Source organism: Rhizobium sp. BR 250, assembly GCF_047445855.1.
Classification (GTDB): Bacteria; Pseudomonadota; Alphaproteobacteria; order Rhizobiales; family Rhizobiaceae; genus Agrobacterium; species Agrobacterium tumefaciens_I.
In genome coordinates this window covers 1-14481 of sequence record NZ_JARWKW010000016.1, presented here as the reverse complement: position 1 = coordinate 14481, position 14481 = coordinate 1, and the positions used below count along the sequence as shown (strand labels likewise).

The window sequence follows — 14481 nt, the reverse complement described above, 5'->3', positions numbered from 1 at the left end:
TCAATTGCCCGCTGTCGCGTCATCACGCCAGTAGCAGGCATTGAGACAGCTTTTTTTTGACAAGCGGCCCAGCTTGTCTCGGAAATCCTGCCAATGCGAGAATGGATTGGCGAGCCAGAGGAAGTAGCTCTCGGCCGAAGTTGCTGTCGTCATCGCAGCATCGCAAACATGGTCGACAAATATGGATGGCGATACGGTGGAGCGCGGCAGCCAGGATATGCCTATGCCGGATGGAGCAGGCATATCATATCCGACGTTCTCGGACCGCAGGAAAACCTGACCCGTCGCACCCGGCGGCAGATTTTCACAGATGCGGGCAATTGCCGGCAGGGCCGTTTCGTCCCCGGCAAACAGATACTGTTTTGCCGGCTTTATTCCGAGTCCGCAGGGGCCTGTCATGCCGCAGATCGCGCCAGGACGTGCGCTGCGGGCAAAGGAGCACCCCGGTCCCGCGTCGTCATGCATGACAAAATCGACATCGATCCATCCGCTATCGGCGTCTATCGCGCGGATCGTATAATAGCGAACATGGAAAGAATCTGCGTTCAGGGCCTGGGTATCCTCGGGGCCATTACCCAGTTTTGCGAAATGAAGCCTGACATGCAAGTTCTCCAGCGTATCAAAACGATGAAGCTCGGAGCCCGTAAATCTCAGCCGCTGCATGAACGGGGTGATGCTGCGGCTCTCGACCAGGGTTAGCACGCGAAAGCTCTCATCCATCAAAATGGTCATGTGCGCCTTCCAATCAGTATGAGCAAGAACGGCCCGCCGACCACCGTGGCCAGCAGGCCTGCGGGGATCTGAAACGGGAAGATAAGATTGCGACCCAGCCAGTCGGCGATAAGCAGGATCAGCCCGCCGATCAGCGCCGCTGCCGGCAATTGCGTGCCGGCGCGCTGGAAGCCCGCAAGCCGTGCCAGATGTGGTCCCATCAAACCGGCGAAACTCAAGGGGCCGACGAGGATCGTGGCGCTTGCCGTGAGAATGGCCGACAGCGAATAGAGGCTATTGCGGCTCGCCATGATCGAGACGCCGGTGTTTCTGGCAAAGTCTTCGCCAAGCGGCAGCACTTCCAGCCAGCGGCGGATGAAGGGAACCAGGGCAAGTCCGACGGACAGCAGGAGTGCGGAGATGATGGCCTCACCGGGCGCGACGGCATAGGTGGAGCCGGAAAGCCAGGCCAGAAGCTGGCCGAGCCTCGGGTCCTGTGATGTCATCAAGACCGCCATGACGAAACCGGAGACGGAGCTCAGCGCAATGCCGATCAGCAGCAGCCGGTCGCCGGAAAAACCCGGCTTGCGTGACAGGGTCAGCATCAGCAGCAGAACCGTCAGCGAGCCCGCCGCGCCGGCGAGGATTTGCGCGGAGCGGCTGGGCGCGGCAAGCGTGAGAAGAACCGCGATGACGCCGAGCATCGCCCCGGAAGAGACGCCGAGCACTTCCGGCGATGCCATGGGATTGCCGGTGACGCGCTGCAGAATGGCGCCCGCAAGCGCCAGCATGGCCCCGCCGCTGAAGGCTGCGAGCGCCCTTGGCCAGCGCCAGCCGAGGCTATGCGTGTCGTAGAGCCCCGATAAAAACCAGCCTTCCGTGCTTTTCCCGACGAACAATGCCACACCGGCGGCAAGGCAGAGAATGGCGAGGAGGCCGAGCAGGACCGGCATGGGCCGGGCAAGACGCGCCGCCACCGGCTGGGCACCCGGCTGCGGTGGGGCCGGCATCTTCAGCCGCCGGATCAGCGCAAACATCAGCGGCGCGCCAAGAAGCGCGGTGACGGCTGCGGTCGGGAACAGGCGATAGGTAACGGGGAAAAACAGGACGATCTGGTCGGTCAAGGTCAGCAGCAATGCGCCAAGGGCGGCTGAATGGACAAGCTGCGCCGCCATTCGTCTTGCGTCGCAGGCGCGCGCCAGTGCCGGTGCGGCAAGGCCGATGAAGCTGATGATGCCGACGGAGGCGGTGACCACCGCGGTCAAGGCCGCTGCCACAACGAGTGTCATCAACCGGTAGGCCGCAAGCGACAGGCCGAGACTTCTGGCATTGGCGTCTTCGAGCGTCATGATCGTCAGCGGGCGAAGAAGCAGGGCTACGGCAAGGACGAGTACGGCAAGGCGAGGCGCGAGAAAGGTAACCGCGCTCCAGTCCTGCTGATCGAGATAGCCCGCGCCCCACAAAAAGATGCTGACGAGGAAATCATGGTTGAACAGCACCAGAACCGCACTCGCGGCACCGCAATAAAGGCTGACGATCATGCCCGCCAGCGTGACCGTGACGGGCGACAGGCCTTTGCGCCAGGAGAGTGCAAGGATCGCCAGAAGCGACAGCGCCGCGCCCGCAAAGGCGACCCATTCCTGTGCGCCGGCCCATTGCGGGAACCAGAGCGTTGTAATGGCAAGCAGCAGATAGGAGCCGGCCGAAATGCCGAGTGTCGCCGGCTCGGCGAGCGGATTGCGCAGGATGTTTTGCAGGATAGTCCCGACGAAGCCGAGCGTCGCGCCGGTCATCAGCGCAACGACGATCCTCGGCAGCAGGGTATTGTGAAGCAGCACCTCAGCCGTCACGTCCGGATCGGGAAGGAACAGGGCTGCAAGCGGCATTCCATCCGGCATGCGCAGATAAAGATTGAGGCCGGTGAGGCCGGCGCAGACGATGGCGAGCGAAGCGATCACGATCGCGGATAGATTTACTGTTCTGCTCATGGCGATGCCTTACCGGCAAGGGCTGTGGAAACGAGACGGGCGAAGCGTTTTGCCGGTGGCAACCCGCCGTAAAACAGCACGTCCTTAATGCGCACCAACCGGTTTTCGCGAATGAAGGGCAGGCTTTTGATGACCGGTGCTGCGAGAAGCATGTCCAGTTTCTCGCTGCTGGTATCGCCGATGCATAAAAGCCGCGCCTGCGGATGGCGGGAAAGCTGGTCGGCCGTTACCGTTGTATGACCATATTGAGAGGTGTAGCCGTCCCACGCGTTTTTTATGCCGAGTTGGTCTAGGACATTCTGGAACAGGCTGTTCTTGCCGAAAACCAGCAGCCGCCTGCCGTCTATCACCGTTGCCAGCAACAGGGGGCGTCCGTCATAGGCGGCGAGCCGTGCGCGTGCCTGCTGCATTTCGGCGTCAAAACTTTCCTGAAATGTGTCAAACCGGCCGGGATCGCCGATCCGCGCGGCAAGCGCCACAAGAGCGTTTCCGCCGCTGGTAAGATGGTTTTCGCCTGCCACGACGCCGGCATCGAAACGATGGGTCGGAGCGATGGCGGCAAGCTGTCCGGCGGCCATGGCGAAATCATCGCTATACACGATCAGGCACGGCCGAAGCCGGTCGATAAGTTCGAGATTGGGTTCGGACCGCAATCCAAGCTCGGCGACCGAGGGCGACGGCACCGGCTCGACGACGAGGCTGCGATAACGCTCCAGTTCCGGCAGGGCTGCGGGTTGCATGCCAAGCGCCAGCAGGTTTTGGCCGCTCACCCAGTCCATGGCGACGATGCCGCCGGAGCAGGCAGCCGAAGATGACCGGCCGGCGAGGAAAAACGAACCCGCCCCGCAGAGCAGCGCTCTGCGGGACAGGGAACTGCGCGATATCATCAGAACTTCGCCTGAACCGAGAAGGAGACGGTTCTCGGCGCTCCGAGATAATAGCTGTTCTGCCAGTAGTTCTCGTCGGTGATGTTGCTGACATTCAGCCGGAAAGTCAGCGGATTGCCGAAGTTTTCGGTGGTGTAGCGCAGCCCGAGATCGGCGGTGACATAGGAGGAAAGGCGATCATTGTTTTCGGATGTCGCCCATTGTTTGCCGGTATAATAGAGGCCACCGGTCAGGAAGAGGCCCTCGACGGTGGGGACCTCATATTCGGCATAGACCTTGGCCAGAACATTGGCGACATTCATGGGGCGCTTGCCGTCATAGGTTCCGCCTTCGACCCTGGCGTCAAGGAACGTCACGCCACCGAGAATGGTAAGATCATCCGTCACCTTGCCGGTCGCCGTGAACTCGACGCCGCGATGGCGCTGGCGTCCGTCCTGCGTGTAGACATTGGCATCCGTCGTCAGTTCGTAGGCCTTGGAGATGTCGAACAGCGCCGCCGTCAGCAGCACGTCGCCGACATCGCCCTTGATGCCGATTTCCTTCTGCTTGCTGACCATGGGGGCGAGAATTTGCCCGCTGTTGATGGCCGTATCCGGTGCGACGCCACCTTGCTCCAGCCCTTCGATATAGCTGCCATAAAGAGTAACAGTCTCTATCGGCTTGAACAGCAGCGAGGCAGAAGGCGAGAGCCTTGCTTCATCGTAATCCGGTGCGGAGCGGGCGCCGCTGCTGTCCAGCGACTGGCTCTGGATCATGCTGTAATTGGCGCCGACGAGGGCCGACCATTGTTCGTCGAATTCGATCTGGTCGCCGACGACGAAGTTATGATTGCGCACATAGCCGGACTTGTAGAGCGTACCGGTGTTGGGCGGGAAAGTCGGCTCGGCAGTGTGCCGGGGAGAAGACAGGGGGAAAGACGGCTGCCAGCCGGTATTGGGGTTGTAAGTCGTACCCCAGTCCTTGCCCTGATACATGTAATATCCGGCGGTCAACTTGTGGGAGACCGCGCCGGTGTCGAAGGAGACGTCAGCGAAAAGATTCGCGGCGTCGAAGACGCTTTTTGTCCTGCCGGAGCGGATTGCGATCTGGGAATATTCCTCCGCGGACTGAACAAGATTCATAGTGTGATCCTGAACCGGCCGGTCGATATATTCCCGCATATATCCGCCGCGCAGGGTAATGGCGTCGTTCACATCGTAAGTGAGCTTGGCAGAGTATCGTTTTTTCTCGATTTCGTCGTGAATCCAGGGTTGGCTCCAGTTCCTGCTGGCGTCGGGCGCATCGCCATGCAGCACGCCGTCTGCGAAAGCCCAGTAGGAGTTGGCGGCGTCCAGCTTGTATTTGCTATAGGACGCGTTGAGTTCCAGCTTCAGCCGGTCGGTGATGTTCCAGTCGAAAGCGCCGCTTGCGAGAAAGCGATCGACATTCTGATCGTCGATGGTGGTGTCTCCCGCCGAGCGGACGATGTTGAGGCGATAACCCATATCGCCTTCCGGATCGATACGGCCGCCGAAATCGCCATGAACGAAGGCCTGCGCGCCGCCGTAATTGCCGACCGTCACGCTATTCAAACGTTCCTGCGTCGGGCGCTTGTAGACATAGTTGATCATGCCGGCGGGCGATGCCGCGCCATAGAGAAAGCCCGAAAGGCCGGAAAGAACCTCGGTGCGTTCCTTGTCTTCCAGCACCGTCGCGTGGCTGTAGGAGCGGCGGAAACCGTCTTCGGCCGTGTCATAGGTGGTGAAACCGCGAATATTGGCCATCGGCGCCCAGCCGGACATCTGTGGCGTCTGGCTGCGGATGGTCGGCAGGACACGGTAAATATCCTCAGGCGATTGCGCCTGGATATTCTGGATCAGCTCCCTCGGCGCGACGGCGACCGAGAACGGCGTGTCACGAATGGCAGTCTGCCCCAGCAGGCCAAGGGAGGACAGGGTCTCTGTGCGGTAGCCGTCCTGCGCCAGCCCGTCCTGCTGCAGAGCCGATGCGCCCTGCGAGCCCTGAACGGTGATGGTCTGGAGAAGGGTGGAGTTTCCGGCTGCCGCAACAGTTGCGGCACTGACCGGCGCAGCGATGACCACAGAGGTGGCGTCGGTGAAGGAATAGACGAGGCCCGTGCCGCGCAGCAGTTCCACGATTGCCTGCTCGCGGGTGGTCGCGCGGCTCACACCCTGCGACAGCTTTCCGCGCGCGATCGAGGCATCATAGGAAATCTGCGTTCCCGACAGTTTTCCGAAGGTCGCCAGCGACTTGTTCAGCGGGCCGGCCGGAACCGAATAAACCGCCTGCGCAAAGGCGGGCTGTGCTGCAAGGCCGGCGGCGAGTGCCGATGTCGTCGTCAAAAAAGCGGCGACGAGCGCGCCATGACCCACGCGACCCCGATTGTTACCCTTGTGAGCCGTTGAGAACTCATTCCCCATGTGAAAACCACTCCATTAAATGTCCCCGGAGACCGGCCTGCGGATAGTGCCGGCGGGCTCCCTGAGGACAATACGAATGGCGTTCGAAATTTTTCCTCTTTTTCTCAAGTTTTATCAGATAGAGGAGATAACGGTCAAAAACGGCGTGACTGTTCTTACTTTCCCGCCGAATGGCCGCACCACCGCATCAAGCGCGCGGACGGGATCGGCAAGATCGAATACGCCGCTGACGACATTGTTTTTAAGGGCAGGGGTGGCGATGACCACCTTACCCTTCTGCCAGCGGGCGATGCGATTGACCACCGCCGCGACGGTCTCCCTTTCGGCAATCAGCATGCCCGTGCGCCATGCCGCGATTTCCGAGGCTTCCCTGACGCCACGATCCATACGGCGCGATGCCTGATCGTAGATCAGCCAATCGCCCGCCGCCAGTTTCTCTCCCTCGGAGGAGGGCAGATCAGGCGAGGTGGCGAGAACAAGCCCATGATCGACGGAGACCGAGATCGAGAGATCATCCCCCGAAACATCAAAAGCAGTTCCGAGCGCGGTCGCGGTCAGCTGCCCATAGGTGACCGAGAAGGGGCGCGCCGGATTTGGCGCGACGTTGAAATAGGCCATGCCGGACAGGAGGTTCACCTGTCTTGCCCGCTCGCTGAAATCGATGGCGATTGCGCTGTCCGGCCCGAGCGTGACCATGCTGCCATCCTCAAGGGGAATGTCTCTGATCTCTGCGGTCGAGGTCAGGTAGTCGGCGCGAGCGCGTAGCGACACATAGGGCGCCAGCACCGAACCGCCCGCCGCCGCACCGAGACAGAGCGCGCCGCCGACGAGCAGCAGGCGCCGGTTGGGGGCAACGTCCTTTTGCGAGGACCGCGCCTCCTCGGCCAGAATCTGGCCGGTCATGCCGTGGATCGCGGCAACCTTTGCCCAGGCGGCCGCATGGGCCGGCCCGCGCTCGATCCAGGCACGCGCGGTTTCGATGGCGACGGGATTGCCGGGGTCGTTCTGCAGGCGAATGGCAATATCCGCAGCTTCACGAAACAGGCGCCGTTCTTCCGACACTTCGTTCATAGGGAGCCTTTCAGGATTGCCGGAGATCGGACAATGTTACAGCCTTTGATATATACGAATGAGAGGCTGCATATTTCCGGATGAAAAGAAGTTTAGTGCACGGGCCGGCGGCCAAACGGTATATCCGGGACGGGATGGACGGTATTTGTCCCCTAGAGACCGTTCAGCCGATCCTCGATATGTTCGTAGGCGTCGCGGATCAGAACCCAGGTGCGGGTGGTGGACATGCCGAGCTTCTGTGCGACCTCGCTTATGGTCAGGCCGCCCATCCGGTGCAACTGGAAGGCCTCGCGCACCCGCCGGGGCAACTCAGCCAGCGCCTGCTCCACCAGTTGCAGCCGCTGGCGGTCGTAGACGATTGTTTCTGCCGATGGCGATGGATCGACGATGGCGTCGAAGGCACTTTGCGGCAGATCGACACGGAGCAGGCTACGTTCACGGCGATAATGGTCGATGCTGAGATTGCGCGCCACCGTATAGAGATAGGATTTTGGATTATGGGAGGCCGCACTTGCGGATGGCCGTGAGGCCAGAACCTTCAAGAACGCATCCTGCGCCAGATCGGATGCCGTTTCAGGATCGATGCCCCTGCTGCGGAGGGACCTGACGATGCCCTTTGCATATAGCCGGAACAGTTCCTGCAGATCCCAACTCAAGCGCTTTGCCTTCCGGTAATCCACCGCCGCGTTTGCTAGCGTTTTCTAGCAGTTCGGCTGAAAGTGAAGTGGGTACGATCAACGCAGTTTCAAAACCAATTGAAGCGATTACTATAACAAAAAGGCCATCACGCAAGCATGGGCTGGCTGTTGTTGATGCCGCTAGCATGGCCACTTCGAGAGAGCAAAGAAAAAATCCAGGCAGCAAAGAGACTGCGATTTCCGTGCGCGTGCAAATTTCCGGTAAGGGCTTCCATGCGCCGATGCGTTGAGCCTTTGTCGGGGGCAATATTGAAGCTTGATACGTGCTTCGTGGTCTTTGAGGTGACGCGGATTGCGCGGCCCGTTGGTGAGCGGCACATACTCCAGCAGAAACTGCCCGGCCACATCCGCAAAGGTGTGCTCGGTCTTCAATTGGCGGATACGGCTCTTGCCGCGCGGCTCCAGATAGGTGGAGCATTCCCACAACGACCTGTCGGTACGGCGGTAAACGCGAACCGTGTCAAACAGCGCGAGAATGATTCTTGCCTGTGTCAGGTAATTTCAACGATAACCGGTTGATTATGTTGGTGAGAGCGCAGGGATTCGAACCCTGGACCTACTGATTAAAAGGCTTAGGATAAACCCTTATTTTGCAGGGCCTTTAGCGTCCCGTGTGCCATCCATGTTCCATGTAACCCAGCGTAAAGGGCGGTAAAACACGGTAACAGGATGGACCATGGGACAAGGCTTTGCTTCACAGCGATATGGCGTCCATGATCGCGTTATGATCCTCAGACGGGAACATATGGCCATATCTATTCAGCGTTATGTGATAGGAGGCATGGCCCGCTAGGGTTTGAATGGCCTTTACCGGCATTCCCGATTCGATCCATGTAGAGATTGCGAAGTGCCTCAAGCCATGCCAGCCCGTTTCAACCCCAGCCGTCTTTAGCAAAGGGTTCCATATCCGCTTGACGAAATTTGTGTGCCGCGTGAAGCCGCCGCGCGCATCGGGAAACACATAATCATCATCGCCGGGGTAAAGCGTTTCGGTCCGCCATTGCTTCAGGTCCGCAATCAAGGCCTTGCCCATGGGAACGGTTCGAGTCCCCGCCTTCGTTTTCGTCACGTCGATTTTGCCGAACGCGTCAACGGATTGCAAAACACTGATAGCGCCTTTTTCAAGGTCTATATGCTTCCATTGCAGTGCCCATTGTTCCGAGGCGCGCAACCCGGTACGGGCTGCAAATTCGATACGGAGCGGAACGGCCACGGGCTGCTTAGACCACGCCGGGGGCAACTCCTTGGCGGCTTTCAAGACGGCAGACAATTCCGCTTTGGCCGGAGGCGTCACGCGTTCGTTGTCTTCCCCGCGTACCGACTCGACTCGCGTTCCCTTGGCGCTATTGACCGCCACCATGTCTTTGCGTCGGGCATGGTCCATGCACCGCGTCATTGATCCCATGACGCGACGGATAAGCACGATACTAAGCCCGTACCGCTCCAGCATGTCGGCATGATCTTGAAACACGCCGGTTGTAGCATGAATCAACTTGACCTTTCCCAACCCCTTAAGCGGAGGCTTTTCCGGGGGCAGATCGCCAAGAATCCACATTTCAAGCTGACGCTTCGTATTAGTTACATACATCCGCGTCTTTTTGTTCGCCACGAGCAAGGAGTCCAAATGGTCGCAATACAGCTTGACGGCATCAGCTACGGTTGCGCCCTTTGCGTCGGCCAGCAACGTGCCAGAAGCGGATTGAGCCATAACGTCTTTTAGTCGAGCCTCAGCAAGCTTTTTCGTGGCGAATTGCTCCTTGTGCCGGTCGCCCTTAGTGTCGGTATAACTCAGACGCCACGCCTCACGCTTTTCGCCGCTAGCCGTTGTCCATGTCCGCTTGCTGACGGTTGCCATTACAAAACTGCTCCCTGACCTAATTACATCGTGGCCCATGGATATGGCATGGAACATGGCGCGGTCAACTCCCTATGACGAGAATTTCAGGAAATGGCATGGACCATAGGGGCGGGAAGCCGGGCGAAAGCGCTATAAAGGGTAGAAACTGCCATAGCGGGCCAAAGGCGCGGTTTTGCTTGTCCGGGCTGCCATTCCCGCCGGCAAGGCGTCGTTTCGCAGCGTGTGGCGATCTCTGGCGACGCGATCCGGCACTCCAAGCCTTTTACGGGCTGCGCCCTTGCCGTGCGGCCTATCGGCCTTGCTACTGCCCGCCCCATACCGTCCACAACGCGAAAGCCCGCCGACCGGAAAGGCAAGCTGGCATTTCGGAATATGGGCATGGGCCGTTACGCGCCAACCGGAATAAACTGCAACGCGACATGGAACGCGCCTAGGATCGTGGCACAAGCCCCGACGAATTAACACACGGGGAACGGAAAAGATTCGGCGCGGGGTGCGGAGCCAAGACGCCCCGGCAAAAGGAGACGCAGTCAAACAAAGCAGTGGATTGCCTTGCGCTGGCCTTTCGCGCCCCTTGAGCCGCCACAAGTCACCCTAATGAGATGCTTAGTCTCCTTGGACTGCCATAAATGTGGGGCTTTCGCGTGTCGTGTGGCGGTATCCGTGGCAATGCAGGGGCACTATGGGTAGCCCGACGTAGAATGTGGGGGCCGAGAGGGCGCGCGGAAGCATTTCTATCGATTGATGCCTCGGATTTTTTCGTTAAAAATGACAGCTATTCGGGGTGCGGACAAAGGTCACGGCAGTGCAGGAAAAGCGATATCAGATATTCCTAAGTTCAACTTTCACTGACCTGAGGGCTGAGAGACAAGCAGTGCGCGATATCATAATTAGGGGCGGTGATTTTCCCATCCAGATGGAAGACTTCCCAGCAAGCGATATTGACCAGTTAGAATATATTAAGCCCCTCATCGAAGAGAGTGATTACTACGTCCTGATAATCGGAGGGCGGTATGGCACAATTGCAGATGATGGCCTTAGCTACACACACAAAGAGTATCAACACGCAAAACGGTGCGGCGTACCCGTACTCGTTCTGCTCCACGGTGATCTCGGGTCCATTCCGGCAGAGAAGTCGGAAGAAACCAGCGCCGGACGTAGACGTCTTAATGACTTCATAAACGAGGCCCAAAGTGGACGACTTCGCAACACTTGGACCAATATCGATAATCTCAAACTCCACATGATGGAGGCACTTTATCACGCCAAGGCTGCACATCCCAGAGTTGGATGGGTCAGAGGTGACTCAGTTGCTAGCACTCAAGCCTTGGAAGAACTGAACACAGTCCGCAAAGAAAATGAAAAGTTTCGTGATGTTCTGGGTAATTTTTCAATTGAGGTTCCTATTCCTCAGTTGCCCCCTCCAGAAAACGATCTCCATATAAAGCTTCTTTCTAATCGCAATGCCCAAGGCTATGAGACTGGCAAGATTGGCAGTAATGCCATCGTCAAGGCTTCGTGGATCACATTGTTCCCAATTCTCTACTCAAATTTGAGCTGGTCCAACGACGACTATCATCCCGACGAGCATTGCATTGATCGTCGGGAGTCTTGCTTAGCGATCGGGTCGGCTATCGCCGGTGAGATAATTCGCGACGATACGTCAAGGCTATTCAAAATATCTGAAAGTATGCTCGACCTACTGGTAAGTTATTACATCGAGGTGGGTTTGATGAAGACCGATGGAGCAAGCCCTTTTACTAAGAACGCTGAGCACCTCGCTAGGCGTCACCTTATCAACAATACGGGAAGGCCTGTCTTCACGATTATTGAAGGGGAGGTGGCTGTAAGCGACTACGATGACATACCCTTTTAAGGTTTACCTCTTTTCGGCAAGCCGGGAAGAGGTAAACGGTCCTTGTGCAGCAAATGCCGAATCTCCCTTATATATGAACGGGAGGGGATAGGTTTCCTCCTCCTACGGTGGGCTGTAATTGAAACTGTCTGTCACCCCAAGCATGGTACGCATGAACGTGGGACGGCAAGGATTGTGGGGATTGCTGGCTAAGCATTAACTTACCTGTAGGAAATAATAGAAAACGACTGGATAATCATCCTGCGGTTGCGCATCGAGGATGAGTCGTGAGTACCACCGAAAAAGGCGATAAGCTTGAAGATGCCTTTTACAATTTCCTTCTCGATCAACAAAATCGAGGAGAGGATGTCTATTGGACAATCCCACATGGAAAGTGCAAGATTCTCAAGAAGAAGAAATATCCGTCGAAAGACCGTGGCGCGCCTGTCCAGTTCGATATCGTTATCGAAACTTATAGACCGGGAGCGGAAGTACCATCCTTCTACCATGTGTTTGAATGCAAGAACTACTCTGGTAGCGTTCCAGATCACTACGTCCGTGAATTTTCGGACAAACTCAAAGAGCTATTTCCCCACAAACATAAAGGAGTGATGGTTGTTTCATCCAAGCTGCAATCGGGCGCACGAAAACTTGCTGAGAGCAGAGGGATAGCAATTGTAAAATACGCGGAGCATGGTGTAGAAATTCTAGCCGACCGCAGACTACGGCCATTTGTTAGTCACAGCTCCATCAAATCGCAGATTTTCCGGGAAGAGGCTCGTGCAACTGAGCTAAAGTTTTCCGCCTATTCTGAAGGCAATTATTTCAGTACCGTGGAAGACTTTCTTGCGGGTACCCACCTTGGAAACGAGTCGCCTGAGGTCCGAAATGCGCCTGCGAAACCCTCGGCCCCTTATGTCTCGCCTGACGAAATAAGGAGGTCCACTGAGGCAGTTCTAAATCAGATCAGTTACGAAGCAGGTTGCGTCGATCTGGCAAAAATATGCAAGGCCCTAAGCATCGATCTAACATACTCGGATAGCGTGGTGACGGACGCTGACGGCCTACAAATTCTAGGCACAGCTAATTTCGATTTAAGAACTATCGAAATTTACTCCCACCAAGACGGTAATCAAAAACGCTTCACGCTGTGCCACGAAATAGGTCATTTCTATCTGGGGCACGACCGATACCTGCGATCAGATAAAATATTGGCAAGAGACTTAGAAATTAGTGACGAGTCCGAAAACACGTTCAACTACGAGCGCCTCGAATTCCAAGCAAACGCTTTTGCAGCCGATCTCATCCTCCCACACCACGCATTTATACGCGCAGTGGCAAAATATAAGGTCGAACTTGAGATTAAATACAAAGGCCACGGATATATATTCGTAGATAATCAGCCGGAAAACCTGTTTACCTATGAGAAGTTGCTCACGCTTTTGTCGATCGAATTCGAGGCATCCAAACAGGTGATCGAAATCAAACTCAAAAAGATGCAGTTGTTGAACGATCAGAGGGTAGCTAGCCGATCTATCCCGGTTGCCCGGTTGGTTGCAAACATATTGAAACCCTAGCCAGTCAGTGAAAGCCTCAGCGAGGCTCCCGTAGATCGTTTAATTAAGCCAGGACGGTTGATCATCTATCCTGAAGCTGCTGTTGCTGCTGGCGCAGCCCAATGAACGCCTCGTAGGCTTTATCCCGGAGACCCTCCGAGTGTTCCTCGTGGGCCTTGTCGGGGTTCCTCGCCATTAACCCATTAGCCTACAGCCACAGCAAGCACGTCCAGACGGTCGGTAATCCCCCCGCCAAATAACGGGCTTCAAAAGTAGAATTTTCTCGGGCTTTATGATCGAGGAGATTTTGATGAAGACGAGCAGATTCAGCGAACCGCAAATCCTTGCAATCCTGCGCCAGGCGGAGGGTGGCGTTCCCGTGCCTGATCTATGCCGGGAACACGGGATGAGCACGGCGTCGTTTTATAAATGGCGAGCCAAATATGGCGGCATGGACGCGTCGATGATCAGCCAGATGAAGGCTCTTGAAGACGAGAACCGTCGGCTGAAGAAGATGTATGCGGAGATGAGCATGCAGGCGGAACTGCTCAAAGAGGCTCTTGGAAAAAAGTGACGCGGCCATCTCAACGCCGGGAGATGGCCGGGAAAGCGGTGGCGTTGCGCGGGGTGAGCATTGCACTCGCCTGCCGCACCTTTGGTGTCAGCGAGACCTGCTATCGTTACAGCGCCAAGCTGAACGACGAGAACGAGCAGATCGCCGATCTCCTGATCGGGTTGACGCGCGCGAAGAAGAGCTGGGGCTTCGGCCTTTGCTTTCTCTACCTGCGCAATGTCCGGGGGCATTGCTGGAACCACAAGCGGGTATACCGCATCTATCGCGAGCTGGAACTGAACCTCAGGATCAAGCCACGCAAGCGGTTGAGGCGCGAGAAGCCGGATGCTCTGGCCGTACCGGAGAAACCGAACCTGGTCTGGTCGATGGACTTCATGGCGGATCGTCTTGAGGATGGCAGGCAATTCCGCCTGTTGAACGTTCTGGACGACTTCAACCGCGAAGGGCTGGGCATCGAGGTGGATTTCTCGCTTCCTGCCGAGCGCGTCATCCGCAGCTTGAACCAAATCATCGAATGGCGCGGCAAGCCGCTGGCCATCCGAGTGGACAATGGCCCGGAATATGTCAGCGGCAAGCTAATGGAATGGGCAGAAAAGCAGGGCATCGCCTTGAGCCACATCCAGCCGGGCAAGCCGCAGCAGAATGCTTATGTCGAACGCTATAACCGGACCGTCCGACATGAATGGCTCGACCAGCACATCATCGAAAGCATTGAGGAGGCACAGGAATTTGCCACGCAGTGGCTATGGACCTACAACAACGAACGTCCCAATATGGGCATCGGCGGCATCACGCCCGCTCAGAAACTGAAAATGGCCGCGTGAATTCTACCGCGGAGCCCCGTTGAAAGCGGGGGGATTACC

The 14481-nt window shown here is 57.2% G+C and carries 11 protein-coding genes; 4 read left to right on the top strand and 7 right to left on the bottom strand.

The features are described from left to right. The 6 genes from QD336_RS21770 to QD336_RS21745 form a co-directional block, all read right to left on the bottom strand. Positions 1 to 732, bottom strand: coding sequence for a siderophore-interacting protein (locus QD336_RS21770; protein WP_499172161.1), 732 nt, complete (start codon positions 730 to 732; stop codon positions 1 to 3). Continuing rightward, complete coding sequence (fhuB, locus tag QD336_RS21765) at positions 729 to 2699, bottom strand: Fe(3+)-hydroxamate ABC transporter permease FhuB (protein WP_499172160.1); 1971 nt, start codon at positions 2697 to 2699, stop codon at positions 729 to 731. The genes QD336_RS21770 and fhuB overlap by 4 nt, the downstream gene beginning before the upstream one ends. Then, complete coding sequence (locus QD336_RS21760) at positions 2696 to 3586, bottom strand: ABC transporter substrate-binding protein (protein ID WP_499172159.1); 891 nt, start codon at positions 3584 to 3586, stop codon at positions 2696 to 2698. The genes fhuB and QD336_RS21760 overlap by 4 nt, the downstream gene beginning before the upstream one ends. Further along, entirely contained in the window at positions 3586 to 6006 is a 2421-nt protein-coding gene (locus tag QD336_RS21755; RefSeq protein WP_499172158.1) for a TonB-dependent siderophore receptor, read from the bottom strand. Before QD336_RS21755 ends, QD336_RS21760 begins: the two co-directional genes overlap by 1 nt. Positions 6007 to 6120: 114 nt before the next feature. Further along, a complete protein-coding gene (locus QD336_RS21750) occupies positions 6121 to 7077 on the bottom strand; it encodes a FecR family protein (protein WP_499172157.1) in 957 nt (318 codons plus the stop codon). 152 nt (positions 7078 to 7229) lie between these two features. Then, positions 7230 to 7733, bottom strand: coding sequence for an RNA polymerase sigma factor (locus QD336_RS21745; protein WP_269341039.1), 504 nt, complete (start codon positions 7731 to 7733; stop codon positions 7230 to 7232). 68 nt (positions 7734 to 7801) lie between these two features. Between QD336_RS21745 and QD336_RS21740 the strand changes: the two genes are divergently transcribed. Further along, positions 7802 to 8005, top strand: a complete 204-nt coding sequence (locus tag QD336_RS21740) for a hypothetical protein (RefSeq protein ID WP_269341041.1) — start codon at positions 7802 to 7804, stop codon at positions 8003 to 8005. 464 nt (positions 8006 to 8469) lie between these two features. On the opposite strand, the gene QD336_RS21735 is transcribed toward QD336_RS21740, so the two are convergent. Beyond that, positions 8470 to 9630: a tyrosine-type recombinase/integrase gene (locus QD336_RS21735; protein WP_499172156.1), complete on the bottom strand. Its 1161-nt coding sequence runs from the start codon at positions 9628 to 9630 to the stop codon at positions 8470 to 8472. A gap of 787 nt (positions 9631 to 10417) precedes the next feature. Between QD336_RS21735 and QD336_RS21730 the strand changes: the two genes are divergently transcribed. The 3 genes from QD336_RS21730 to QD336_RS21720 all read left to right on the top strand — a co-directional run bounded on the left by QD336_RS21730 (position 10418) and on the right by QD336_RS21720 (position 14442). Further along, the gene (locus QD336_RS21730) at positions 10418 to 11509 is read left to right on the top strand and encodes a DUF4062 domain-containing protein (protein WP_499172155.1); all 1092 of its coding nucleotides are present in this window, start codon (positions 10418 to 10420) and stop codon (positions 11507 to 11509) included. A 266-nt stretch (positions 11510 to 11775) separates the two neighbouring features. After that, positions 11776 to 13065 (top strand): ImmA/IrrE family metallo-endopeptidase, encoded by a 1290-nt coding sequence (locus QD336_RS21725; protein ID WP_499172154.1) that lies wholly within the window; start codon positions 11776 to 11778, stop codon positions 13063 to 13065. 289 nt (positions 13066 to 13354) lie between these two features. Beyond that, positions 13355 to 14442, top strand: a protein-coding gene (locus QD336_RS21720) for an IS3 family transposase (protein WP_499172209.1) whose coding sequence is annotated in 2 segments (ribosomal slippage) — positions 13355 to 13616 and positions 13616 to 14442 — 1089 coding nt in all. Because the reading frame shifts where the segments join, the coding sequence is not laid out codon by codon here. Positions 14443 to 14481 lie beyond the last annotated feature (39 nt).

What these genes read in the sequence shown, in the direction of transcription:
- QD336_RS21770 (WP_499172161.1), bottom strand. Translation starts at nt 732, where the DNA reads ATGACCATTTTGATGGATGAGAGCTTTCGCGTGCTAACCCTGGTCGAG.
- fhuB (WP_499172160.1), bottom strand. Translation starts at nt 2,699, where the DNA reads ATGAGCAGAACAGTAAATCTATCCGCGATCGTGATCGCTTCGCTCGCC.
- QD336_RS21760 (WP_499172159.1), bottom strand. Translation starts at nt 3,586, where the DNA reads ATGATATCGCGCAGTTCCCTGTCCCGCAGAGCGCTGCTCTGCGGGGCG.
- QD336_RS21755 (WP_499172158.1), bottom strand. Translation starts at nt 6,006, where the DNA reads ATGGGGAATGAGTTCTCAACGGCTCACAAGGGTAACAATCGGGGTCGC.
- QD336_RS21750 (WP_499172157.1), bottom strand. Translation starts at nt 7,077, where the DNA reads ATGAACGAAGTGTCGGAAGAACGGCGCCTGTTTCGTGAAGCTGCGGAT.
- QD336_RS21735 (WP_499172156.1), bottom strand. Translation starts at nt 9,630, where the DNA reads ATGGCAACCGTCAGCAAGCGGACATGGACAACGGCTAGCGGCGAAAAG.